This is a genomic window from Lysinibacillus sp. FW301-JW8 (genome assembly GCF_058788755.1).
Genome location: NZ_JBYTBB010000024.1, coordinates 23,329 through 46,664 on the forward strand (window position 1 = coordinate 23,329; position 23,336 = coordinate 46,664).

At 37.2% G+C, this 23,336-nt stretch carries 22 protein-coding genes; 2 read left to right on the forward strand and 20 right to left on the reverse strand.

The window, feature by feature from the left end:
• Positions 1 to 20: 20 nt before the first annotated feature.
• The 11 genes from AC3WOM_RS11645 to AC3WOM_RS11695 all read right to left on the reverse strand — a co-directional run bounded on the left by AC3WOM_RS11645 (position 21) and on the right by AC3WOM_RS11695 (position 13,209).
• A complete protein-coding gene (locus AC3WOM_RS11645) occupies positions 21 to 881 on the reverse strand; it encodes a LysR family transcriptional regulator (protein ID WP_427540598.1) in 861 nt (286 codons plus the stop codon).
• A gap of 181 nt (positions 882 to 1,062) precedes the next feature.
• Positions 1,063 to 1,971 carry an L-serine ammonia-lyase, iron-sulfur-dependent, subunit alpha gene (gene sdaAA / locus AC3WOM_RS11650; RefSeq protein ID WP_369594818.1) on the reverse strand — a complete coding sequence of 303 codons (909 nt, stop codon included), beginning with the start codon at positions 1,969 to 1,971 and terminating at the stop codon, positions 1,063 to 1,065.
• Between the two features lie 13 nt (positions 1,972 to 1,984).
• Positions 1,985 to 2,647, reverse strand: a complete 663-nt coding sequence (gene sdaAB, locus AC3WOM_RS11655) for an L-serine ammonia-lyase, iron-sulfur-dependent subunit beta (RefSeq protein ID WP_492446877.1) — start codon at positions 2,645 to 2,647, stop codon at positions 1,985 to 1,987.
• A 350-nt stretch (positions 2,648 to 2,997) separates the two neighbouring features.
• Positions 2,998 to 4,647 (reverse strand): DAK2 domain-containing protein, encoded by a 1,650-nt coding sequence (locus AC3WOM_RS11660; RefSeq protein WP_492446879.1) that lies wholly within the window; start codon positions 4,645 to 4,647, stop codon positions 2,998 to 3,000.
• A gap of 18 nt (positions 4,648 to 4,665) precedes the next feature.
• Complete coding sequence (locus AC3WOM_RS11665) at positions 4,666 to 5,028, reverse strand: Asp23/Gls24 family envelope stress response protein (RefSeq protein ID WP_054770620.1); 363 nt, start codon at positions 5,026 to 5,028, stop codon at positions 4,666 to 4,668.
• A gap of 109 nt (positions 5,029 to 5,137) precedes the next feature.
• A complete protein-coding gene (locus AC3WOM_RS11670; protein WP_492446881.1) occupies positions 5,138 to 6,343 on the reverse strand; it encodes a GGDEF domain-containing protein in 1,206 nt (401 codons plus the stop codon).
• Between the two features lie 506 nt (positions 6,344 to 6,849).
• Positions 6,850 to 8,166 (reverse strand): hypothetical protein, encoded by a 1,317-nt coding sequence (locus tag AC3WOM_RS11675; RefSeq protein ID WP_492446883.1) that lies wholly within the window; start codon positions 8,164 to 8,166, stop codon positions 6,850 to 6,852.
• 153 nt (positions 8,167 to 8,319) lie between these two features.
• Complete coding sequence (locus AC3WOM_RS11680; protein WP_492446885.1) at positions 8,320 to 9,924, reverse strand: M20/M25/M40 family metallo-hydrolase; 1,605 nt, start codon at positions 9,922 to 9,924, stop codon at positions 8,320 to 8,322.
• Positions 9,925 to 9,966: 42 nt separating this feature from the next.
• Positions 9,967 to 11,352, reverse strand: a complete 1,386-nt coding sequence (locus AC3WOM_RS11685; protein WP_427540920.1) for an amino acid permease — start codon at positions 11,350 to 11,352, stop codon at positions 9,967 to 9,969.
• Between the two features lie 147 nt (positions 11,353 to 11,499).
• Positions 11,500 to 12,261 (reverse strand): dimethylarginine dimethylaminohydrolase family protein, encoded by a 762-nt coding sequence (locus AC3WOM_RS11690; protein WP_492446886.1) that lies wholly within the window; start codon positions 12,259 to 12,261, stop codon positions 11,500 to 11,502.
• Between the two features lie 75 nt (positions 12,262 to 12,336).
• Complete coding sequence (locus tag AC3WOM_RS11695) at positions 12,337 to 13,209, reverse strand: dimethylarginine dimethylaminohydrolase family protein (protein WP_492446888.1); 873 nt, start codon at positions 13,207 to 13,209, stop codon at positions 12,337 to 12,339.
• A gap of 243 nt (positions 13,210 to 13,452) precedes the next feature.
• On the opposite strand from AC3WOM_RS11695, the gene AC3WOM_RS11700 reads away from it, so the two are divergent.
• Positions 13,453 to 14,193: an IclR family transcriptional regulator gene (locus AC3WOM_RS11700; protein WP_492446890.1), complete on the forward strand. Its 741-nt coding sequence runs from the start codon at positions 13,453 to 13,455 to the stop codon at positions 14,191 to 14,193.
• Between the two features lie 187 nt (positions 14,194 to 14,380).
• Positions 14,381 to 14,569 (forward strand): 50S ribosomal protein L28, encoded by a 189-nt coding sequence (gene rpmB / locus AC3WOM_RS11705; RefSeq protein ID WP_004227417.1) that lies wholly within the window; start codon positions 14,381 to 14,383, stop codon positions 14,567 to 14,569.
• 253 nt (positions 14,570 to 14,822) lie between these two features.
• On the opposite strand, the gene spoVM is transcribed toward rpmB, so the two are convergent.
• The 9 genes from spoVM to fmt are packed head-to-tail and all read right to left on the reverse strand — an operon-like array spanning position 14,823 to position 23,336.
• Positions 14,823 to 14,930, reverse strand: a complete 108-nt coding sequence (gene spoVM / locus AC3WOM_RS11710) for a stage V sporulation protein SpoVM (RefSeq protein ID WP_376781229.1) — start codon at positions 14,928 to 14,930, stop codon at positions 14,823 to 14,825.
• A 12-nt stretch (positions 14,931 to 14,942) separates the two neighbouring features.
• Positions 14,943 to 15,596 (reverse strand): thiamine diphosphokinase, encoded by a 654-nt coding sequence (locus AC3WOM_RS11715; protein WP_492446891.1) that lies wholly within the window; start codon positions 15,594 to 15,596, stop codon positions 14,943 to 14,945.
• Entirely contained in the window at positions 15,593 to 16,261 is a 669-nt protein-coding gene (rpe, locus tag AC3WOM_RS11720; RefSeq protein ID WP_492446914.1) for a ribulose-phosphate 3-epimerase, read from the reverse strand. Before rpe ends, AC3WOM_RS11715 begins: the two co-directional genes overlap by 4 nt.
• Positions 16,262 to 16,263: 2 nt before the next feature.
• Positions 16,264 to 17,148 (reverse strand): ribosome small subunit-dependent GTPase A, encoded by an 885-nt coding sequence (rsgA, locus tag AC3WOM_RS11725; protein WP_427540635.1) that lies wholly within the window; start codon positions 17,146 to 17,148, stop codon positions 16,264 to 16,266.
• Between the two features lie 11 nt (positions 17,149 to 17,159).
• Entirely contained in the window at positions 17,160 to 19,136 is a 1,977-nt protein-coding gene (gene pknB, locus AC3WOM_RS11730) for a Stk1 family PASTA domain-containing Ser/Thr kinase (RefSeq protein WP_492446892.1), read from the reverse strand.
• A gap of 2 nt (positions 19,137 to 19,138) precedes the next feature.
• Entirely contained in the window at positions 19,139 to 19,888 is a 750-nt protein-coding gene (locus AC3WOM_RS11735) for a Stp1/IreP family PP2C-type Ser/Thr phosphatase (RefSeq protein WP_492446916.1), read from the reverse strand.
• A 6-nt stretch (positions 19,889 to 19,894) separates the two neighbouring features.
• On the reverse strand, positions 19,895 to 21,037 hold the full coding sequence (gene rlmN, locus AC3WOM_RS11740; RefSeq protein ID WP_427540641.1) for a dual-specificity RNA methyltransferase RlmN: 1,143 nt from the start codon (positions 21,035 to 21,037) through the stop codon (positions 19,895 to 19,897).
• Complete coding sequence (gene rsmB / locus AC3WOM_RS11745) at positions 21,037 to 22,398, reverse strand: 16S rRNA (cytosine(967)-C(5))-methyltransferase RsmB (protein ID WP_492446893.1); 1,362 nt, start codon at positions 22,396 to 22,398, stop codon at positions 21,037 to 21,039. Before rsmB ends, rlmN begins: the two co-directional genes overlap by 1 nt.
• A complete protein-coding gene (fmt, locus tag AC3WOM_RS11750) occupies positions 22,395 to 23,336 on the reverse strand; it encodes a methionyl-tRNA formyltransferase (RefSeq protein WP_427540647.1) in 942 nt (313 codons plus the stop codon). Before fmt ends, rsmB begins: the two co-directional genes overlap by 4 nt.

Consider the following 23,336-nt stretch of genomic DNA (forward strand, 5'->3'; position numbering starts at 1 on the left):
TGGTCATTTCATTTTTATATTTAAATCGTTCGCCAAGTATCTTTCACTAAATCGATAAACGTACTCACATTACTAAATTCCTTAGAATTATGTGGATAAATCAAATATGTTGGTAACCTTTTAGGAAAACGATTTAACACCTGAAGACTTCCCTTATTTACCTCCTTTTTTATCAATATATCACTTAGTAATGCTAAACCCACTTGTCCCACAGCCGCTCTTTTTATAGCCTCTTCACTTCCAAATTCGACAATTGTTTTTGGGTCACATTGAATGTCACGAAGGCAACTTCTTATATTATCATCCAATCCGTAGGTTATAAATGGGTATTCATCAAATATTTCCTCAGTTGTTCTGTCCTTTATAATATTAGGGTTACCGACTAGTACTAAATCCTCTTCCTCAAGTAGAACTCCTTCTATACCTGAATAATTAGGCTTTCCTGCTACAAATCCTAAATCTGCCTGATTAGAGCTTACAAGTGCAGCTGTTTCCCTACTGTTCGCACATAGAAGCTTTAAATTTACCTGTGGATATAGCTTTAAAAATGAACCTATAATATGGGATAAATAATATCCACAATAAAATTCTGGAGCGGCAATTGTTAAATGACCATAAGGCTTTTCAAAATTTTTCAAATCCTCCTCCATTTCTTCTAGGATGTTAAATAATTTATCTGTATGCTCCTTTAAAATCTTTCCGACTTGAGAAAGAAACATTTTCTTTCCCATCCTATTGATTAAAGTATGGCCTATCTCATCCTCTAACGCCTTAATTTGCTGGCTAATCGTTGGCTGACTGTAATTTAATAGTTGAGCTGCTTTGGTAAAATTAAGATAAGTCGAAACAACGTGGAATGTTTTTAAATTGCGTAAATCCATTACCTCACTCACACCCTTGTTAGAAAAAAATTTAAATTTTTTTATTAAATATCATACTATCAAAAATAATGAAACGTAAGAGAATGTTATTTCCAAGTATGTAGAGGGTGCTAAAGTACTAACCCATCGTGATAAAATAAACATGCTACCCCATAAATAGATAGCATGTTTAGTCAGCAACTTATTGAATTGCTTTAATACTCTGTAACCCACCATTTTCTAAAATGGCTTTACTAATCGCTTTACCTGTCGGTGTCGCAGCCAAACCACCTCGGGCAGTTTCCTTTAAATTTGGACTCATAGATTGTCCGATTCGATACATCGCCCCAATTACTTCATCACAAGGAATACGGCTTGTGACACCTGCGAGGGCCATATCAGCTGCCACAAGTGAATTAGCCGCTCCCATTGCATTTCGTTTTACACATGGGACCTCTACTAACCCAGCTACAGGATCACAAACAAGACCTAGCATATTTTTAAGTGTAATGGCAAACGCTTCAGAACATTGTTGCGGTGTACCACCAGCCATTTCAACGATAGCTGCCGCAGCCATACCTGCTGCTGAGCCAACCTCTGCCTGGCAGCCACCAGCAGCACCAGAAATGGAGGCATTATTGGCAACTACAAAACCAAAGGCACCCGAAGTAAATAAATAGCGAATCATTTGTTCACGTGTTGGATTTAACTTATTTTTAACAGCAAATAATGTACCTGGAACAACCCCAGCTGAGCCTGCGGTTGGTGTTGCACATATTGTTCCCATCGCCGCATTAACCTCATTCGTTGCAACCGCCTTGCTGACAGCATCTAATAATAAATCTCCAGATAAGGATTTTCCTTGTGCTATATAAGTTTGAAGCAAAACGGCATCTCCACCAGTTAAGCCTGTCACAGACTGCACACCTTTTAAGCCACGTTCAACAGCCTCCTCCATGACCGTTAGATTACGATCCATTTGCCCCATAATTTCTTCTCGCGAGCGTCCCGTTATTAACATTTCCTGCTCAATCATAATTTCAGAAATTAGTTTACCCTCTTGCTCTGCTCGTTCAACAAGTTCACGAACATTATGAAACAATACGTCCATCGTGAGACACCCCCTAGTTGTTAATTTTTGATACCTTCGTGATATGTGGTATTAATGAAATTTGTTGCAATACTTTTTCCTCTATATTTTGATCGACTTCAATTACCATCAGAGCTGTTAATCCTCTCTCAATACGTGAAACCTCCATATGACCGATATTGACATCATGCATCGCTAAGCAATTAGCAACATTGGCAATACAGCCTGCCCGATCATCATGTACTACAAGAATGGCTGGCATTCCCCCAGTTAAACGTAGCTTGAAACCGTTTACTTCACTTACTTCAATTTTACCGCCGCCAATAGAAATACCAACGACAGACATTTCCCCCTCATCATCACCTATGACAAGACGTGCAGTATTTGGATGCTCAGTATTCGCAGTTTCTGGGATAAATTCATAATCTAGCCCAGCTTTTTCGGCTTCAGTAAAAGCTATTTTAATACGCTCGTCAAATGTATCAAAATTTAAAAGCCCTCCGATTAATGCAACGTCTGTTCCATGCCCTCTATACGTTTCAGCAAATGATCCATATAAGTGAATTTTAGCCCACTTAGGCTGTCTACCAAATAGATCCCTAGCAACACGCCCAATACGAGCTGCCCCTGCCGTATGAGAGGAGGAAGGCCCAATCATAACGGGTCCAATAATATCAAATACTGAAGTAAACTTCATTCAAACACCCCTCTATTCTATCCATATAATAATATTTACATTTACTTATATCATGCTTGATAGTAACTATAAAAGTAAAGCAATAATTTATCAACTTTCAGAAAATTTACACGACTATAATTTATACAATGAGAATATTGCTATTTATTGTCCATTCTCTACATACAGCAACCTAGGAAGGCTTATATTCCAGTATTTCCAATTTTATCGTCCTCTAGGTACGTACAATGAGTTGTTTATTTATGGCTACTGTAAGTTAGTAATTATCTTCTATTCTCCTTATAGCATAAACAAAAGCAGTACACGAACTGTGCACTGCTTTATCTATTCATTTGCTAAGTAGCATCTAATTATTCTACCGAAATAATATATGGATATAATCCTTGTTTACCATTAAATAGCTCAATTTCTACCTCTGGATAGTTCTTTTCGATAAATTTCACTAACTCTGAGGCATTTTCTTCAGTTGTATCCTCACCATAAATAACTGTAACAATTTCAGCATTTTCATCTACTAAATCAGTAATTACCTTTTCAGCAGCATCTTTTAATGCAGGTGTAGATAACACAATTTTCCCTTCTGCAAGAGCCATGAAATCATCCTTATGAATTTGAATTCCATCTATAGACGTATCACGCACTGCATAAGTTACTTGCCCAGTTTTTACGTTAGCAAACGCTTCGCTCATTGCTGCTTGGTTTATGTCAACTGTTGCTTCTGGATTGAACGATAAAATAGCTGCCATACCTTGAGGAATAGTTTTAGTAGGTACTACTGCTGCTTCAATATCTAGAAGCTCAACCGCTTGTTCAGCTGCCATGACAATATTTTTGTTATTCGGTAAAATTAACACCTTATCAGCACCAATTTCTTGCACTGCTTTCACGATATCCTCAGTTGAAGGGTTCATTGTTTGACCACCTTCAATTACGTAAGATGCACCGATTGAACGAAGTAATTCAGCTACGCCCTCACCCATTGCAATTGTTACTATAGCATATGGATGTTTTTCAACCTTTTTGACTGTAGTCGTTGCTCTATGATCCTCACCAACAATTGCAGAATGTTGTTCACGCATATTGTCAACCTTAATTTTAATAAGACTACCATATTTTTGTCCCATTGCTAAAACAGCACCTGGCTGCTCAGAATGGATATGCACTTTCGCAATTTCTTCATCTGAAATCACTAGCAAAGAATCACCTAGTGGATTTAGTTCGTTTCTAAATTGTTCTTCACTAAAAGGCTCTTTGCCTTCCTCAAATCGCACCATAATTTCCGTACAATAACCGAATTCAATGTCCGCAGTATTCATGAAATCCTGTGCTCTATGATGTTCTGCATTGATTAGATCATCTAACGTTGCTTCATTTTTCTCTGGTAATGGTTCACCTTTCAAGGAAGCTAAAAACCCTTCATACACAAATAAAAGACCTTGACCACCACTATCAACAACACCTACTTCTTTAAGAACTGGAAGTAACTCAGGTGTACGCTCTAATGATGCTTTTGCTTCCGCTGTAAATGCCTCCATCACCTTAATGATATCGTTTTCAGTTTCAGCCACTTCAACGCCTTTTTTTGCCGCTTCACGAGCAACCGTTAAAATCGTACCTTCAACAGGTTTCATTACTGCTTTATATGCCGTATCTACGCCTGCTTGGAAGGCACCTGCAAATCCCTTAGCGTCAATTGCAGCTTCTTTTTCGATAAACTTCCCAAAGCCTCGAAAAAGCTGAGATAGAATAACGCCAGAATTACCTCGCGCTCCCATAAGTAAACCTTTTGACAAAGCCTGTGCTGTTTTGCCGATATGCTCTGAGGCAGAATGCTCTGTTTCCTTGGCGCCAGATGTCATCGATAAGTTCATATTCGTTCCTGTATCGCCATCTGGCACTGGAAATACATTTAATGAATCAACATAATTTGCATTTTGGAATAGGTGATGAGCACCCATTTGCACCATTTCCGCAAACTTTATTCCGTCTAAAGACTGCATTCGATTTAGTTCCTCCTCTTAATCATTCGCTACACGAACGCCCTGCACAAAAATATTGACAGATTTAACGCTCATACCTAACGTTTTATCCACTGTATATTTCACTTTCGACTGTACTTGGTAAGCCACTTCGGAGATTTTCGTACCATAACTAACAATAATGTACATATCGATATGTAGATCGTCGTTCTGCTGTCGAATAACAACACCTTTTGCAAAGTTTTCTTTACGTAAAATATCAGTAAGACCATCACGAATTTGATGTTTAGATGCCATGCCAACAATACCGTAGCATTCTACAGCAGCGCCACCAGCAATTTGTGCAAGTACATCTGTTGAAATATCAATTTGGCCGAATTCATTGTTTAATTCAATTGACATAGAAATGCCCCCTTGGCTCTTTTTGACTAAACTATATTGTAACACTTTCGTTATACAATAAGCAACCTAAGAGGGCATGAAAACGCTCTGTATCAACGTTTCACTTGCATTATATAGGATAAAATACTTCTTCATCGAATAATTCATTTTTGCCATAAAAGTTGTTACGTCCGTTTTGCTTTGCTTTATATAATGCTTGATCAGCTAATTCACAGCATGTTTCTAATTGTTCAATAGTTGAAATTTTGGCATGGCACATTCCGATACTGACTGTTACGGTATCGGCTATTTTTGAATGTTCGTGACGAATGTTTAAACTACGGACTTCCTCTAAAATTTCTTCACAAACATGCTCAGCAAATTTGGATGCATGTTGGCTGATAATTACAAATTCTTCGCCTCCCCATCGTGCAGCAAATGCATTATACTTTCCAGCAATTTCGTCTAGTACAGCAGCAACCTTGATTAATGCCTCATCACCTTGTAAATGACCATAATGATCATTGAAATTTTTAAAGAAATCAATATCAATCATCATCACTGTTATGTTTTTGGTTTTATGAAGCTGCTGCCCTATTTGCGCAAGTTTGTTATTAAAAGCTCGTCGATTTGGAATATTTGTCAACGAATCACGAAGTGCTTGCTCTGACAGTTCATTATTTTTTTCAGCTAATAATATTGATAATTGCTTGGATTTCGTCATTTCTTCACCCAATAAAATATGTTGCGTTATAAATTGTTTCTGAACCTTGTAAATATGATGCTGAATAACGAACCCTATTGGCAGAATAAGGGACATCGGCAGGAAAACTTTGATACTTTCACCTGATATTCCATTACCCAAATAAGCACTGATAAAAATTGCTAGTGCTGTTACTACAACAAGTGGATATATCTTACGAAAAGAAATGGCGAAAACCGTACAAATAATTAAAAACAGTACCTCATATAAAGCCGCATGTTTAAAATAATATACATCCATTACTGTGATAGCTGTAATTAACAATAAAACTATATAAATATACATAAGTAGGATCATTTCATATTTGCGTAAGTTCAAGAATGTAACATGTATTTTCTTTTCTTTAATAAGTAATAAAACAGCCAAATCAATATAAAACAAAATAACATGAATCGCAATATAAGCTGGCACCATCACTCTTTCTGTTTTTGAAAAGAAAACCTCACCATAATGTATGATTGTAATGACGACTGATACATACATTAATGACCATGCCACTGTCCGCATACGCTTCAAATTAAAATAGATCATTTCTTGACGTATAGCGAGAGCAAGTTTTTCTTGATTTTCCATACTGTCCGCTCCTATTGCAATTTAGTAAATAATATTTCCTATATTTATCGTCTAAATAATTAAAAATACAAGTAGTCTCCTCAAAATTGTTGAAAATCAATTGAAAATAGCTAACTATTCACATTCATTTCATGAAATTCTGTTTAAAGGATACTCATTCGTAAACAATCCACAAATATGCAAGCTTTTAAACAATCTCGTCTTAAAATTCCTTCATCCTTATCCTATTCTTTTATAGGAAAAGATTGCTCTTTCACGGCGGTCATTCTAAATCTTTTTCCAATAATTTTTATCTTCAATAGCAATCTCTAATTCGGCATTTTTATTGAAAAATTCTATATTTTTTAAATCCACCCATGCCTTGTTCAGTTAATCATACATTTTTTTACAGCTAAATAGGAAGTAAGATCAAAGCCCAAAAATCAAAAAGGTGAGGAAAAACTATTCTTTTTCCTCACCTGTTTATTAAGATTTTCACCCTTCAAGCAAAAAAAGCAAAGGATTGGTTATTCATAGGATCTTAGTTCGCTGCTATACCCATTGATATAACCATAGCCTGGTGCAAAAAATTCACCATAGGACGTTTCCACAACATTGTTGAACGTACCTGATGGCTTTGTGAATGTGTAATGAATGGCACGAACAAACCCTTCATCTTTCATTCCGTTCTCTACTCTAGTCACTTTTGAGCCTTCTGTAACTGGCTTTTCAAATAAATATTTGATACCATCCTTTTCATAATTAAAGGTTTGTTCCGTTTCATGATAGTCAATGAACTGATTGTTGTTCTGCGTCTCAAAACGGTTATTAGCTGTTTTCTTATATACACCATTCGTATATACTAGTTGCTGAAGCGTATCATTTGGCAAGAAAGATGTTGTAATAATCGGTGATTCGTTCGGTTTTATGGTAGCTAGGACTTTTTTCGGTACATAATACGTTTCCCCATCTATCTCAATCCAAGCTGTCATATTTTTTTCTGTCAATAAAGTTACTTCATCAAAACGCTTTAGCTCTTTGGACTTTTTACCTTTACCAATAACTCCATATCGAATATAGAGTTTCTCTTGAGCTTGCACAGGTTGGAGTAATGTTACAGGAATATATGTAAAAATAAAATCTTCTCCCCATGTTCCTAGCTCTTGCATTCTAAGATATCCATTTATTTCAATTCCTAACGATTGAAAAACAGTTCCTTTTGAATATTTTCCTCCCGCATTTCCTCCAGCCATTGGACCTTTTAAGTGCCGTGTATCGGCTGTTAGCTTATAGAGTCCTTCGTCTCTTTTTATTGTTTCGGCAACGCGAATATCTGTGGCATCAATATAGCCCCCTCTAATATTTCCCTCAGATGGGTACGTATAATCGTAGTATAGATTTTCACCAATAACAATATCATAGCTAGGGGAACCATATTCAAATCCTTTTAAATAATGTGTTCCATAGTTTAAGTTTGAGGCTTGACCATTGATGTTGATATAGCCAGGATTATCATAAAAAGAAGCGCGTATGTTCAGAGGTACTTTCTTAAAAACAACTAAATCCGTTGCTTGTACACGGTATCCCGAGCTCATCCAATAAAACGTTTTATTGTCATACTTTTCAATATCATACACTCGGAAATAGTTGTTGCGCTTAACTGTCATCGAGCTATACGTACCATTTGCATTTTTCTTATATACTTTTACATCTTTTGTAAAGGTCATTTTTCCCGTTTGCCCCTTAGCAACTTGAGCCCCGTCCCACTGTACTTCCGCTTTAGATGATGATGGGTTTGTTAGAAAGGCTAATACGATTAGCAAAGTGATAATATATTTCTTCATCTATTTCCCTCCGTTTATTTTTAATTAAATTTCTAATTTTTATTTTACCATAACAAGCCTGTTACTAATTAACTAATTCTTCTATCTAAAGCCAATGAAAGAAGAGCGACTTTTCCATTTAGGCATAAGTCGCTCTCAATAAATCTACTACTATTAAAATAGACTCTTAATAAGAGTGTCAAGCATCACAGGCATTTCCTTAAAGGCACTGTCCACATGTAATCTTTCTGTTTTTTGATGGGCATCCTTGCCGAAGGGACCAACATTCAGAACAGGGCCTTGTAAAGCAGACATGGCTTTAAATGGAATACTATACGTATCACCATATACAGGTGTGTTGCGCTCAAAAGCAGTCCATCCATTTGAATCATCTGAATAGTTCACGTAGCTCAAATCACAAATACCATTAAAATAATGAATTTGCTCTACTTCAATATCAAATGTTTTGGCTGTTTTCTTCATCAATTCAATCGATTGAATTACTAATGGATGATTCGATGAATTGATAGCAGGATAATAAGGTGGAGCATACAGTAATACAGTTGCTGGCGTAAGTTCTTGGCAACGAATCATTAGCTGATCCACAATTCGGATGGATTTCTCACGATCATCCCATACACTATTTTCCAGAACCTGACGCTTTATGGATGCCACTTCCTCGGTACCTAATTTATGAATTGCGTGCTCCAAAAGTGCCTCATAGCGTAGGACTTTCACCTCACCAACACCTTTGACTTTTTCACGCTCACAAATTTGTTGATAGGACTGATTACAAGCTGACATAGCCTCTAAAGCTACTTGCTCAAATATATCCATTACTTCGGATGCAGTTCTCTTTAATAGGAACACATTGTAAAGAGCAGCCGCACGATATGGCGTTTGTGTGGAATACTCCATTTTCAAATCCTTTAATTGTAAGGATACTGGTAATGGTGTACTCTCACCAAGATCTGTTTCACGGAATATTGGATTCCACTCCATATGCTGTGTCATATAAGAAGCAATAAAGTTCGCGGTCATTCCCTTTAATGGCTCGCCAACATGTGTTTCTTTCCCATAGAATAAGGCTGCAGGCATAATTTTCCCGATAGTTCCTGAATAGATATATTCATTTATATCAGCAGGTCCCTGTGAAAACGATGGCTCACTATTTAAAAATAGTTTATAAGTTAAACCATATTGTTCACGAAGTCTGACTAGCTCCACAACTGCAGCTCTCATCCCCGCCGAATTCACTTCTTCATCAGGTACAGCCGTTAAAATTAAATTAATGGGCCATTGTTCAATGCTTGCTTTTTCGATTAATTGCATATGCAATGCAAGTCCCATTTTCATATCCATCGTTCCACGACCAAATAAATAATTACCAGATTCTAAATCAATTCTTGCGGCTTCAGGTAAATCCTTTTTATATTTAGGCTCCATCAACTTTCTCGTTAATTCTTCTGGATAAAAGGCAAAAGGTTCAAGCTCTCCATACTCCTCTGTATGGACAGTATCAAAATGACTAATTAATACCACTGTCTCCGTCGCAGCTGGATGCTTATACAAGGCTGTTACAGCATTACGCCCTAGTCCTGCATCATGCAGCTCAATGAATTGCGGATTATCTTGAAAATAAGAAAGCGTTTGCAATATATTTTTTAATTTATAAGTAAACTCATTCTCACCTTTCGTTAGTGTTCTACTTTCCCAGCTAACAATTTCACATAACAATGCTCTTAATTTTTCAGGTGAATCCCAATAATAATTTTTCATAAAAAAGTCTCCTTTATTCGATTTCTTAAGATCGAATGCATTTCATTGTCTATCCAGTGATTCCTGTTCTGTTATTTCCAGCTCAGAAGAAACCGTATTTGTTTTACTCAATTTAACCTTGTAGAAAATCATGCATGCTATAAAGAATCCAATACCATATAGTAAACCAATTCTTTGCGTTGGATCGAATGCTAAAAAGGCAAGGATTATCACGCAGAAGCTAATACAAAACACTGGAATTAATGGATAAAATGGTGTTTTAAATTTTAAATCCGCTACATTTCCTCCGGCCTTTACATAACGATAGCGGAACATCAATTGAGAAGCACATATTCCCATCCAAGAAATCGTAACGGATATACCTGCAATAGACATGAGTAAAACAAATACTGCATCTGCTTCCATTACACTTGTTAATAGTGAAAGCAATGAGAAAAGCATTGTAAAGATCAATGCATTCAAGGGCACTTTATTTTTAGTGAGACGTCCAAATAATTTTGGAGCCATTCCCTCTTTAGACATCGACCATAGCAAGCGTGTTGATGCATATAAGCATGAGTTTCCTACTGATAAAATAGCCGTTAAAATAACAAAATTCATAATACCGGCTGCATATGGAACGCCAGCTAAATTCATTAACGTTACAAATGGACTTTCTAATAAGCCCAGCTCAGAAGATGGGAATATTGCAGACAATACAATAATAGAAGCAATATAGAAAACAATGATTCTAAAAAGAATCGTCCGTATTGCTCGTGGTATATTTTTTTCTGGACTCTCCGTTTCCCCTGCAGCAATACCGACAAGCTCAGATCCCTGATAAGAAAAGATAACATTCATCATCGTGACAAAGATAATACTTATTCCTGCCGGGAATAACCCAGAAGGTGCTAAATTCGAAAAATGTGGTGTAGGGCGATCTGCTAATGGAATCAAACCAAAAATCGCAGCACCCCCAATAATAATAAATGCTATGACCGCAATGACTTTAATACTCGCAAACCAGAACTCTGCCTCCGCAAAACCCTTTGTTGTTAATGCATTTAAGACAAATAGAAGAACCATAAACACTGCACACCAGATCCAAATTGGCACATCTGGAAACCAATGTTGCATCAAAATTCCCGCAGCTGTAAATTCGACCCCTGCTGTTGCTGCTGATCCAACAAAGTACATCCATCCTAATGAGAAACCAGCTGATGGGCTGATAAAACGTGTTGCATAGGTTTGGAAAGATCCTGTTACAGGCATATAAACAGCAAGTTCTCCAAGACAATTCATAACCATATATAATATTAAACCACCAAACAAATACCCAATTAAAGCTCCCCCGGGACCTGCCTGATTGATTGTATAGCCAACATTTAAGAATAAACCTGTCCCAATAACGCCGCCAAGTGATAGCATCAATAAATGACGGCTTTTCATTGAACGGTTTAAAAGTTGTTCTCCGTTATTCACATTCCATCCCTACTTTCTATATATTCCCAATATAATAAATATTCTGATATTTCTAGTATTAAAGTACCCAATCAATTTATTCCTTATAAATTGATTGGGTAGTTGTACATTTGATTAAAAGCGTAACGATAAACAGCTTAGTCCACCGTCATGTTTTCTGAATTCAGACATCTCAAGCTCAATTGTTTGGTAGCCTAAATCATTTAGCTTACGGTTAGTTTCTGGATAGCCAGCTGGTATAATCACATAATCATTAACTTGAATACAATTTGCTGAATACTCATGTTCTTTTGGAATGATAATTTTTTCATAGGAAGCAAAGGCCGGGTGATCGATAAATTCACCCGCAAGAACCATACGATTTTGACCCACATAGGCGATCCCTGTTTTTAAATGGAAGAATTCTTTTAATGGGATAATCGTTGCCTCATAGCCCTCTTTTTCAACTATTTCTTTAAATTGTCTTGCTCCCTCTTCATTTGTTCTGTCAGAAATACCAACATAAAATTTCTTTTCAGCCTGTAGCACGTCTCCACCATCTAGTGTTCCAGAACCTTCAATATAATATAATTTCTCATAGAATTTCTTTACTGTTGGTTCGATATCTTCTATTTCACGATTGCGAGCCTCTGCACCCGGATTTGAAATAATCGCAAACTCAGATGTTAAAACAGCAGTGTCTTCTACAAATGTTGAATCTGGAAATGCCTCATTTGCAGGAAGCTGAGTCACTTCTACGCCACATTTTTTTAACGCTTCCACATACTTTTCATGTTGTTCAAATAATTTCTCCAATACTGGTTTTCCTAAATCACTTGTCGTTAAACCGTTTACAAAACTATTACCTGGATTTTTTACAATAACATTTTTAAACATGTATTTCGTCTCCTTTTATATCTTATATAACTAGCAATACTTGCTATTCAGAGGGATGAAGAGCATTCCCTCACTTTATCCCCTTACCACTGGACAAGTTAGACAAGTTGGTCCACCTGTTCCTTTTACTGTGATTTCATTACCTTTGTATTCATAAACGGTAGCCCCTGTATCAAGTAGCTGCTGTTTTGTTATTGGATTTCCTTGTGGAATTATACATACTCTTGGTGCTAGTGCTAGCACATTGCAGCCTAATCCGTCGTATTCATCTTTCGGTACCTCAATCAATTGAATACCTCGTTCGATTAATAGCTGACGGAAGAATACTGGCATTAATCGGGAATGTACGACCGCCAGATCTTTATCAACCATGCTTATAAAGGACATTAAGTGTAAACATTCTGCCTCTCCTAAATCATGTGGAAGTTGTACAACAATAAATTCATCAACGATATCAGCTGTCATTTCCTTTAGCTGACGAATTGCTTCATCATTTGTTCGATACCCTCTCCCTACAACAAGTGTTTGATCATCAAGCCAAACAATATCGCCGCCATCTGAAACTGCATCCCCTGTTAATTCGCCAATGATTGGAATACCTTTTTCTTGTAAAAAATCTTTATAAACGGCTGCTTCAGGTTGTCTGAGAGTTTTACCAGATTTTAAAATAATAGCTCCTTTTGGCGTAAATTTGACTGGATCATGTGCATAAAGGGAGTCTAAGCCTACATTCTCTGATTCTGGTAAATAATCAATTTTGTCAACATACTTTTCAAGAATCGCAATAAATTCTGCATATTCTCTTAGTGCCTCATCAAAATTTGGTTCTGATAAGTAGTTAAATGTTTTCCATTCATCTCTAAGATGCTCCTGGCTTCGGAAAGCATCTTGTGGATGTTTTACTATTACGTGTTTTAAAGGTGCATACATTGATGAACAATAATGCATTCCCTTCACCCCTTTTCCGTTTGGTGGAAAACGTTTCCGTTAAGAGGAAAGTTTATAAGAAAAATATATGTGTTTTATGCTATACTGTCAATATATTTAGAAAAATTTTTATATTCATACTGCTCTTTGCGATAAAATTGAATACTTATAATGCTTTCTAATGTAAAGATAATACTGTGATTATAGAACTAGACGCAGACAAGGAATAAAAATAAAATAATAGGAAGGAGAGGTGGGAATGATATGCAATTATTAGAACGTGCAATGACGATTGCTAAAGTTTTAGCTTCTGAAACAAGTGAAAACAGCTTGTCCATATCAGAGCTTTCGGCAAAATGTGATTTGCCGCTTAGTACATTACATAGAATTTTAAAAGCGATGATTAAGCAAGGAATGATTGAGCAAGATGAGCAGACGAAACAATACCGACTCGGTACAATATGGATGGAGCTTGGTTTACAAGTGTATGATACGATGGATTACATTAGTAAAATAAGACCTGAATTAGAGCGTTTAGCAAGAAAAGTAGAGGAAAGCGTTTATTTAAGTAAACCTGCTGGATTAGATACGATTATTATTGAAAGAATTGACAGCGCTGCTAATCCAATTCGTATTTACGATCAGCTCGGAATTCGTATACCAATGCATATAGGTGCTGCAAATAAAGTTATATTAGCTGCTATGCCTGTTGCTCAAGCAAAAGAAATCATGGAGCAACTCATGCCACATGAAGAAATCGCTGAATTCGAGGCACAGGTTGCTATAATAAGACAACAAGGATTTGCCATTAGTCATGGAGAAAGAACAGCAGGAACCTCTTCGATTGCCGTCTCCATCCTAAATGGTTTTGGTGAGGTAGTAGGTGCCGTAAGCATAGGCTTTGTAAGCTTTAATGTTTCTCCAGAACATATTGAAAACCTAACAGATTCTCTAGTGAAAACTGGTAAACATGTCTCAGCTAAGCTTGGCTATCGAGGAAAATAAGATGATGCCTTCTCTTTATTATTAAACAAAATTAGAGAATGGTTTTCTGTCTGTAAAGGTTTTTTTCTTGAAAGGTTATGTGAAAACTGTTGCACTGAACGTCATGGTATGTTAAATTATTATGGTATGTGAAATACCGAACTGAAATAATAATCTTTCAGCATTAACAGTAAGGAGGGAATACAACATGCCAAAACAATGTGTAATCACTGGACGTAAAGCTCGTACTGGTAACAACCGTTCCCACGCTATGAACGCTAACAAACGTACTTGGGGTGCTAACCTTCAAAAAGTTCGTATCTTAGTTGACGGTAAACCAAAACGTGTATGGGTTTCTGCTCGTGCATTAAAATCAGGTAAAATCGAGCGCGTTTAATCGCCGCTTCTAAAAAATCGATTTGGCATATAGCGCAAATCGATTTTTTTCTTTCTAATTGGGCATACTACCAACCGCCTTTGTACATTTTAATATAGTGCAACAAGCAGCTATAAAGCCTCTATTCATTATTTCAGTGTAATGAATAGAGGCTTTAGATTTATTTTCTCAGAACTATAAAAAAAGAATCTTATAATCGAAGAATCTAATAGTAGTTTTCAAACGCTAGTGCAGAAAAAAAATCCGACCAGAGTTAGTCGGATTTTTTTACTTTCTTGTCTTTTTTAAAAAGATTGATACATGTACGCGTAATACTACTCACAACTTTTGGCAACTGAAAAGTATAGACTTTCAGGACTATCTCCTCCTTACACTAATCTATGCTTCTTATCATTAAACATATGCCTTGTGAGAAAGATATAGACCCTGAATCACCTATTATTTCATTACTTGTAAATCGAGATGTACCTAAAGTAATTTCTTCATTGGTTGTTTCATATTTCACTTGCCTTAATGTAACATTTTTGATCGGCTCTTCATGTGCAAAAAAAGATAAATAACGGTATTGTTCATCTGCTTGAATAATGTGAGTACCTGGCATTATAAATTGTAATAGATTTGCATGATTCATAATCTTTAAGACAATATTCGGATGCTCCCTTTGCAAACGATAAATGGAGCGGATTGCTGCCTCATAATGATCCAAGCGTCCACCAGTAACACCTGTGAGTACAATTTCTGATGGTTGGTAGGTATAAGCCTTTAACAGTGCTAAATCAGTATCTGTTTCATTTTTCTCTTGCTGAAATCGTTGTCTATCATTGGTATGCTTCATCACAAGCTCATATTCCTCATGTGTTAAAGAGTCAAAATCTCCAACAATCGCATGTGGTGTAATGCCTTGCTCGATTAAATATAGTGCTCCTCGATCAGCCCCAATAAATAGTACATCCTCTTTCTTTGTAAATGGAATAAATGAACATAGCTCCTCTTTAGGACCACCAGCACAAACAACAACTAGTGTCATCCTTTAATCGCTGCCTCACCAGCAGCAAGAATTTCCTGAAGGGCTGCGGTACGATCTTCTTTACTGTAAATAGCTGAGCCTGCTACAAAAATTGTCGCCCCAGCCTTTGCACATGGAACAATTGTCTCTGCATTAATGCCACCATCTATTTCTATAGCAATATTAAGATTGCGCTCTTTAATAATAGCTGCTAACGCTTCAATTTTCGGCACCACAGAATGAATGAATTTTTGTCCACCAAAACCTGGATTCACTGTCATAAACAGCACCATATCAATATCCTCTAAAATATGTTGAATAGATTCTATAGGTGTATGTGGATTTAAAACAACACCAGGTTTGACTCCTAATGACCGAATTAATTGAATTGTACGGTGTAAATGGCGGCAAGCTTCAACATGCACCGTAATATAGTCTGTCCCTGCTTTGGCGAATTGTTCAATATATTGATCAGGATTTTCGATCATTAAATGAACGTCTAGCGGTAAATTCGTTAAAGGACGAATGGCGTCTAATACGATAGAGCCGAAGGAAATATTCGGCACAAAATGACCATCCATTACATCAATATGAATAAGCTGGGCACCCGCTTTTTCTACTTCCTTTACTTCTTCTCCTAATTTAGCAAAATTAGCTGCTAAAATTGATGGTGCAATTTGTATCATCATTAATACCTCGGCTTTCGATCCATAATTTCTTGCATAAATTGTTCGTAATGCTTATAGCGGTATTCACGAATTTCTCCCGCCTCTACAGCTACCTTCACGGCACATTTTGGCTCCTTTAAATGTAAACAACCTCTGAATTTACAATCCTCTGCCACTTGAACCATTTCAGGGAAACATGCTCCTAGTTCTTCTTTTTCAATATCATCAAAATCAAATGAACTAAATCCAGGTGTATCTGCTAATAAACCATCACATACCTCTATTAATTCAACATGGCGTGTCGTATGTTTTCCACGTCCTAAGCTTTGTGAGATAATGCCTGTTTTTAAATTCAAATCTGGAATTAAAGTATTTAACAGTGTGGATTTACCAACGCCAGACTGTCCTGCTAACACAGAGGTTTTTCCTTTTAATATCGGCTGAAGCCGTTCAATTAATTCTTCCTCCCCTTTATAGGTTTGCAGTACAGTATATCCCATGCTTTCATAATCTTTTATATAGCCTTGCAATTCTTCACGTTCATGATTCTCTAGCAAATCCATTTTGGTTAAACAAATGATCGGATGAACATGAAATGATTCTAAGACAACTAAAAATCTATCCAATAAAATCGTATTAAAATTAGGTTCTTTTACAGAAAACACAAGAATACCTTGATCGATATTAGCAATTGGAGGGCGTACTAATTCATTTTGACGATCCATTATTTTTTGAATAGTACCGTCTGATCCCTTCGTTTCTAGCGTGTATTCTACCATGTCGCCAACGAGTGGGGATTCCCCACGATTGCGAAATACCCCACGTCCTCGACATTGTATGAGTTGAGCTCCATCATAAACATAATAATAACCACTTAATGCTTTGCGTATTTGGCCTTGCGCCATCCAATTCCCCCTTATTTGATATCATCGTAATTGATTTTTTCTGCAGCAATGACTTCCGAATCACGAATAATTTTATAGGCCGCTTCCTGACCATCTGCAATAACAAGTTTTATTTGGTATTCAGTATCAGCCGTGATGGGAAACGTTTCATCAGTTTCTAGCATTGATCGATTTTTATCTTGAATTTCAATTCGAATGGTTTGTTCTAAGCCTTCCTCATTCGGTTTATACTCAATCTTAATTGTTTTGAAATAAGGTTTATCAGGCTTTTTAGCTGGTCCCTTACTTAAAATAACACTTACTGTTGAACCTACCTCAACTTCTGCCTCTGCTTTTGTCAATTGTGAAATAATACTTCCCGCTGGTACTGTACTGTGATTTTCTTCACGAACTATATGCAATTTTAAGCCTTTATCTTTTACATACGCTTCAGCTTGAGCCTTAGTATAATTTACAATACTCCCCACTTTAACCAATTGTACTCCTTTACTAACTTTAAATAATAAAGTCGTATCTTTGGCGATTACTTCAGTACCATCCTTTGGCTCCTGATCGATAATGGTGCCAGCTGGCTCTTGTGAATAAACTTCTTCAGAGTCTATATACGCAAATGTGTCCTTTAGTAATGCTTCCACTTGGCTAAATGGTCGCCCTTTATAACTATCAATTTTCGTCATTTCTTCTCCAAGACTGACGATTATATCCACTTCCGTTCCTTTGACACGCTCTGCCTTTTCTGCTGGGTCTGTTTCAATCACCTTATCCTTCTCAACTTCCTCATCATTACGTGACTTTATCTCACCTACAACAAAGCCCTCTGCTTCTAATCTCTTTTCTGCTTCCTCAACAGTTAAACCTGTCACACTAGGTACAGGAGACTTTTTCGGGCTAAAGAGTTCCGTAGCAAATAAAAAGTATAAGAACATCGCAATTACTGCAATAAATAACCCAGCAACATATTTCGGCCATTTTTTCTTTTTCTTAATAGGCTCTACCTTGTCAATTGTCTTTTTAGGGCCTTGTTTCGGTTTAGATTGTGTAATCGGTTCAATGGCTCTAGTTTTCGTTAAATCCTCATCATTTCGTATAGCTTGGTCTTTTATAATAGGAATTGCCTTAGTGACATCATTATCAAATGGAATTGCAAATTTAGGCTCATTTATTCGATTGGGCGATAAAATAGTTTCTAAATCTTCCTGCATTTTTTCAACTGTCGAATAACGATGAGCAGCATCCTTTGCTGTAGCTTTTAACACAACGTTTTCCAAGCTCTGCGGTATCGTAGCATCAAATGCACGTACAGAGGGCGTCTCAGCTTGTAAATGTTTCAAGGCAATAGAAACAGCTGATTCACCTGAAAATGGTAATTCTCCAGTTAATAATTCATATAATACAATACCAAGTGCATATATATCTGATCTATTTGTTGCTGTACCACCACGAGCCTGCTCTGGTGATAAATAGTGTACAGTACCAAGCACAGAGTTTGTTTGTGTAAAGGATGTTGCACTAAGCGTCATTGCTATACCAAAATCAGTTACTTTCACATTTCCTTCAGCATCCATTAAAATATTTTGAGGTTTAATGTCACGATGAATAATGTGATTTTCATGGGCATTAGCAATAGCAGACGTCAACTGCTTCATAATATGCACACTTCTAGCAGGAGAAATTGGTGCATATTCCTGTATGTACTGCTTTAATGTTTTTCCTTGAACATACTCCATTACAATATAATGTAGATCTCCATCATCGCCTACATCATATATACTAACAATATTTGGATGTGTAAGACTTGTAGCAGAAAGTGCCTCACGTTGAAAACGTCGATGTAATTCATCCTCATTTGTAAAATCATAGCGTAATACTTTTATCGCTACATCACGGTTTAAGATCATGTCATGTGCCAAATAGACATTGGACATACCTCCGCCGCCAATGAGTTCAATAATTTTATAGCGGTCACTAATTCGTTTTCCTACAAGCATACTTACACCTCCTCATCTTGCCTTGTGAGCAGCACGAGGGAGATGTTGTCTTCCCCCCCGCTGGCATTTGCTAATTCTACAAGTTTTCTTCCCTTTTCTTCTATGGAATCTGGAAACGTAATAATAGATGCCATTTCATACACTGTTAATTTATTGCTTAAACCATCAGAGCAAATGAGTAAATACGATTCTGATGCTAAATCCACTTCATAAAAGTCTGGTTTAATGCTTTCTTCTGTGCCTACAGCTCTTAGGATGAAATTTTTCTTCGGATGTGTCAATGCTTCCTCTTCACTAATTTCTCCATTTTCAACCAAAACATTTACATATGAATGATCTCTTGTTATTTGTTGTGCACCATCATCAAAGAAATAATACACCCGACTATCACCAACATGTGCAATGAAGCAATGATTATCTTCTATTAACACTGCAATAAATGTCGTGCCCATTCCTTTACAGTCTTCATGTGATAAAGAATAGTCATAGATATTTTTATTCAGTTGCTTGACTGTTTGTAATAACCACTCTTCTTTTGATGTTGTAGATGCAAAATGATGTGCTTCTGCCTGTAAAAAAACATGTTCCATTTGTTTCATTGCCATATCACTCGCAACATCGCCAGCATTATGACCACCCATGCCATCCGCAACGAGTGCTAGTGCAAGCCCATCTGGCCGTTTAAAAAATGCAGCACGGTCTTCATTAATTGCTCGTTTTAACCCAATATCACTTTCGACTGTGTATTTCAACACTGGTCACCTCGTCTCTTCAGATCTCTCTTGCGCACGTAATTGACCACACGCAGCAGCAATATCAGAGCCTTGCTCACGGCGGATTGTTACGTTAATACCATTTTTCTTTAATGTTTTTTCAAAAGCAAAAATTTGACTACGAGATGTACGCACATAATCACGTTCTGGTACGTAGTTTACTGGAATTAAGTTGACATGGCACTTAATTCCTTTTATTAACGCAGATAATTCTTCTGCAATTTCCACTGAATCATTTTCTCCTGACATTAAACCATACTCAAAACTCACACGTCGGCCAGTTTTTTGTGTATAGTAACGAACAGCTTCCATTAATTCATCTAATTTATAGGCACGTGCGATTGGCATTAATTTTTGACGTGCCTCTTGGTTTGGTGCGTGCAGGGACACAGCAAAGTTAATTTGAAGCTGTTCATCAGCAAATTGATAAATCTTTGGTACGATGCCTGAAGTCGAAACAGTAATATGACGCGCACCGATATTTAATCCTTTTTCATGGTTAATGACTTTTAAGAAGTTCATCATCGCATCATAATTATCGAAAGGCTCTCCAATTCCCATAATAACAATATGCGAGACACGTTCTCCCACTTCATCTAATGTCTGCTGAACTTTGACAACTTGCTCCACAATTTCTCCTGCTAATAAATGACGCTTTAAACCACCTAAAGTAGAGGCACAGAACGTACAGCCAATTCGGCAGCCTACCTGTGTTGTCACACAAACAGAATTACCATAATCATGTCGCATTAATACTGTTTCAATAGAATAGCCGTCCTGTAATTGAAATAAAAATTTAATCGTACCATCTTTGGATTCTTGCTGAACAATGGTTGACAATGTCGTTAAAGCAAAACTTGCTTCAAGCTTTTCTCGTAATCCCTTTGAAAGGTTAGACATTTCAGCAAATGTCTTTACACGTTTATTGTATAGCCAATCAAAGATTTGTGCTGCACGAAATGGTTTTTCACCATTTTCCTTTAACCACTCTTCTAACTGCTTCGGTTGTAAAGAATAGACAGATTCCTTTAAATTAGGCTTTTCTTTTTTTGTTCGTCGGACAGGCTTTTCTTCCGCTTCATCAACTAAATCATTGATACGTTCATTAAATTTCTCTTGATCCACCATTAGTTGGATTCTCCTTTTTTACGAAAGGCAGCAACGAAGAAACCGTCACTGCCAAAGTCTTGTGGAAAGACTTGAAGCATGCCATTTGCTTGCTTTTCCGCTAATTTTGTTGGTAAAGATTCTAGTTGTATCGCTTCCATTTCAGGATGCGCTGTTAAAAAGGCAGTTACAGTGCCCTCATTTTCTTTTTTATCGACTGTACAAGTACTGTACACAAGCTTCCCTTCTATTTTCAATACTTTTGTTGCAGCATCAAGCAATGCCAATTGTATTTTTTGGAGATTTTCTAAATCTTCCTCACGCTTTGTATATTTAATATCTGGTTTACGACGCATGACACCTAGACCACTACAAGGTGCATCGACTAAAATAGCATCAAATGATTCTGGCTGTAGAAAATCTGGTGCTTTGCGTCCATCAATCGGCGCAGTTTCTACTATATCAATTCCCAGACGATCTGTATTATGGTCTATTAAATCTAATTTATGGGGATGAAGATCAGTCGCTAAAATCGAACCCTCATTGTTCATAATCTCTGCTAAATGTGTTGTTTTTCCCCCTGGTGCGGCACACATATCTAACACACGCATACCAGGAGATGGATGTAGGACATTAGCGGGAATCATCGAGCTTTCATCCTGAATCGTAATCAGTCCTTCTTGGAATGCTTTTGTTCGAGCAGGCTGACCATTTGTAACATGTAAGCATTCTGGCATTATGTCGCTTTTTTTAGCCGTTAAGCCTTCCACCTCTAAGCTAGCAATCGCTTCTTCGATATTTACCTTTGTCGTATTAACACGGACAGTCTGTACAGGTGGCACATTATTTTCCTGTAACATCTCAGTCGCTACTTCCATACCATAGTTATCCACAAAGCGTTGCACTAACCACTCTGGATGACTCGTTTCAATAGCAAGGCGCTCAATTGGATCTTTAATTTCATCAGTAGAAGCTACACCCTGACGTAAAATAGATCGTAAAATACCGTTGACCATAGAAGCAATACCTTGATGACCTCGTCGTTTGGCAATTTCTACAGCCTCATTCACTGCTGCATGCGGAGGAATACGCGTTAAATAATGAATCTGATATAAGGATAATCGTAAAAGCCAGCGCACCCAATGATCCACAGAGCCACGAATAAATGGCTCTAAATAATAATCAAGTGCCATTTTATATTGTAGGGTGCCATACGTAATTTCTGTTAAAAGAGCACGATCCTTCGATTCAATTTTATGTCGCTTTATCGTTTCACTTAAAAGTAAATTGCTATAGGCTTGATTTTTATCTACTGCTAAAAGAATAGAAAGGGCAGCATCCCGCACATTTCCATCCCAAATTACTACGCTTTTTTTACTCATTTAAACTGGTCCCCAATCTGTAATTTAGAACCTGTACCACGCAAGTATTCTTCAGCTATCATACGTTTTTTACCAGCTGGTTGTACATCATATAGCGCAAGTGTTGTGCCATTTCCAGCTGCAACTTCAAAATAATCCTTTGAAATTGCAACGACTGTACCAGGACTAGCATCATGCTTTGTGTTGCCAACCTTTGCCCACCAAATCTTGAAGTTTCCATCTTCAAAGGTCGTATAGGCTACTGGCCATGGATGGAGACCCCGTACCTGATTGTATAAAGTTGCAGCATCTTTGGTCCAATCGATACGTTCTTGTTCACGTGAAATATTACTTGCAAAGGTTACCTGCTCCTCATCCTGTACCGTTCGACTATTTGTTTTATTTATAATAGAAGGAAGTGTATCTTTTAATAATTCTTCGCCTACTACACTGAGCTTATCAAATAGACCACCTGTATGGTCATCCTCTTCGATTTGGATAGCCTTCTGAGATATAATATCACCTGCATCAAGCTTTTCAGCCATATACATGATCGTTACACCTGTCTCTTTTTCACCATCAATAACCGCTTGGTGAATCGGTGCACCACCACGATATTTTGGTAAAAGTGATGCATGAACGTTAATACATCCAAGCTGTGGTGCCTCTAGTAATGCTTTCGGCAAGATTTGTCCAAATGCTGCTGTTATAACTAGGTCAGGCTGTAAATCAAGGATTTGCTGTAATTCCTCAGAACCTCGTAGCTTTTCAGGCTGTATTACGAGTAAGCCTAATTCAATAGCAACAGCCTTTACAGGGGGTGGTGTAAGTACACGCTTACGACCAACTGGACGATCTGGCTGTGTAACGACTGCTTTGATATCGTAGCCTTCATGGTGTAGCATACGCAAAATTGGCGCGGAGAAATCTGGTGTTCCCATAAAAATGATTGACGTCAT

Bases quoted from the DNA above. Each gene is read 5' to 3' on its own strand.
- AC3WOM_RS11645 (WP_427540598.1), bottom strand. From the start codon at position 881: ATGGATTTACGCAATTTAAAAACATTCCACGTTGTTTCGACTTATCTT.
- sdaAA (WP_369594818.1), bottom strand. From the start codon at position 1,971: ATGGACGTATTGTTTCATAATGTTCGTGAACTTGTTGAACGAGCAGAG.
- sdaAB (WP_492446877.1), bottom strand. From the start codon at position 2,647: ATGAAGTTTACTTCAGTATTTGATATTATTGGACCCGTTATGATTGGG.
- AC3WOM_RS11660 (WP_492446879.1), bottom strand. From the start codon at position 4,647: ATGCAGTCTTTAGACGGAATAAAGTTTGCGGAAATGGTGCAAATGGGT.
- AC3WOM_RS11665 (WP_054770620.1), bottom strand. From the start codon at position 5,028: ATGTCAATTGAATTAAACAATGAATTCGGCCAAATTGATATTTCAACA.
- AC3WOM_RS11670 (WP_492446881.1), bottom strand. From the start codon at position 6,343: ATGGAAAATCAAGAAAAACTTGCTCTCGCTATACGTCAAGAAATGATC.
- AC3WOM_RS11675 (WP_492446883.1), bottom strand. From the start codon at position 8,166: ATGAAGAAATATATTATCACTTTGCTAATCGTATTAGCCTTTCTAACA.
- AC3WOM_RS11680 (WP_492446885.1), bottom strand. From the start codon at position 9,924: ATGAAAAATTATTATTGGGATTCACCTGAAAAATTAAGAGCATTGTTA.
- AC3WOM_RS11685 (WP_427540920.1), bottom strand. From the start codon at position 11,352: ATGAAAAGCCGTCATTTATTGATGCTATCACTTGGCGGCGTTATTGGG.
- AC3WOM_RS11690 (WP_492446886.1), bottom strand. From the start codon at position 12,261: ATGTTTAAAAATGTTATTGTAAAAAATCCAGGTAATAGTTTTGTAAAC.
- AC3WOM_RS11695 (WP_492446888.1), bottom strand. From the start codon at position 13,209: ATGCATTATTGTTCATCAATGTATGCACCTTTAAAACACGTAATAGTA.
- AC3WOM_RS11700 (WP_492446890.1), top strand. From the start codon at position 13,453: ATGCAATTATTAGAACGTGCAATGACGATTGCTAAAGTTTTAGCTTCT.
- rpmB (WP_004227417.1), top strand. From the start codon at position 14,381: ATGCCAAAACAATGTGTAATCACTGGACGTAAAGCTCGTACTGGTAAC.
- AC3WOM_RS11715 (WP_492446891.1), bottom strand. From the start codon at position 15,596: ATGACACTAGTTGTTGTTTGTGCTGGTGGTCCTAAAGAGGAGCTATGT.
- rpe (WP_492446914.1), bottom strand. From the start codon at position 16,261: ATGATACAAATTGCACCATCAATTTTAGCAGCTAATTTTGCTAAATTA.
- rsgA (WP_427540635.1), bottom strand. From the start codon at position 17,148: ATGGCGCAAGGCCAAATACGCAAAGCATTAAGTGGTTATTATTATGTT.
- pknB (WP_492446892.1), bottom strand. From the start codon at position 19,136: ATGCTTGTAGGAAAACGAATTAGTGACCGCTATAAAATTATTGAACTC.
- rlmN (WP_427540641.1), bottom strand. From the start codon at position 21,037: ATGGTGGATCAAGAGAAATTTAATGAACGTATCAATGATTTAGTTGAT.
- rsmB (WP_492446893.1), bottom strand. From the start codon at position 22,398: ATGAGTAAAAAAAGCGTAGTAATTTGGGATGGAAATGTGCGGGATGCT.
- fmt (WP_427540647.1), bottom strand. From the start codon at position 23,336: ATGACGTCAATCATTTTTATGGGAACACCAGATTTCTCCGCGCCAATT.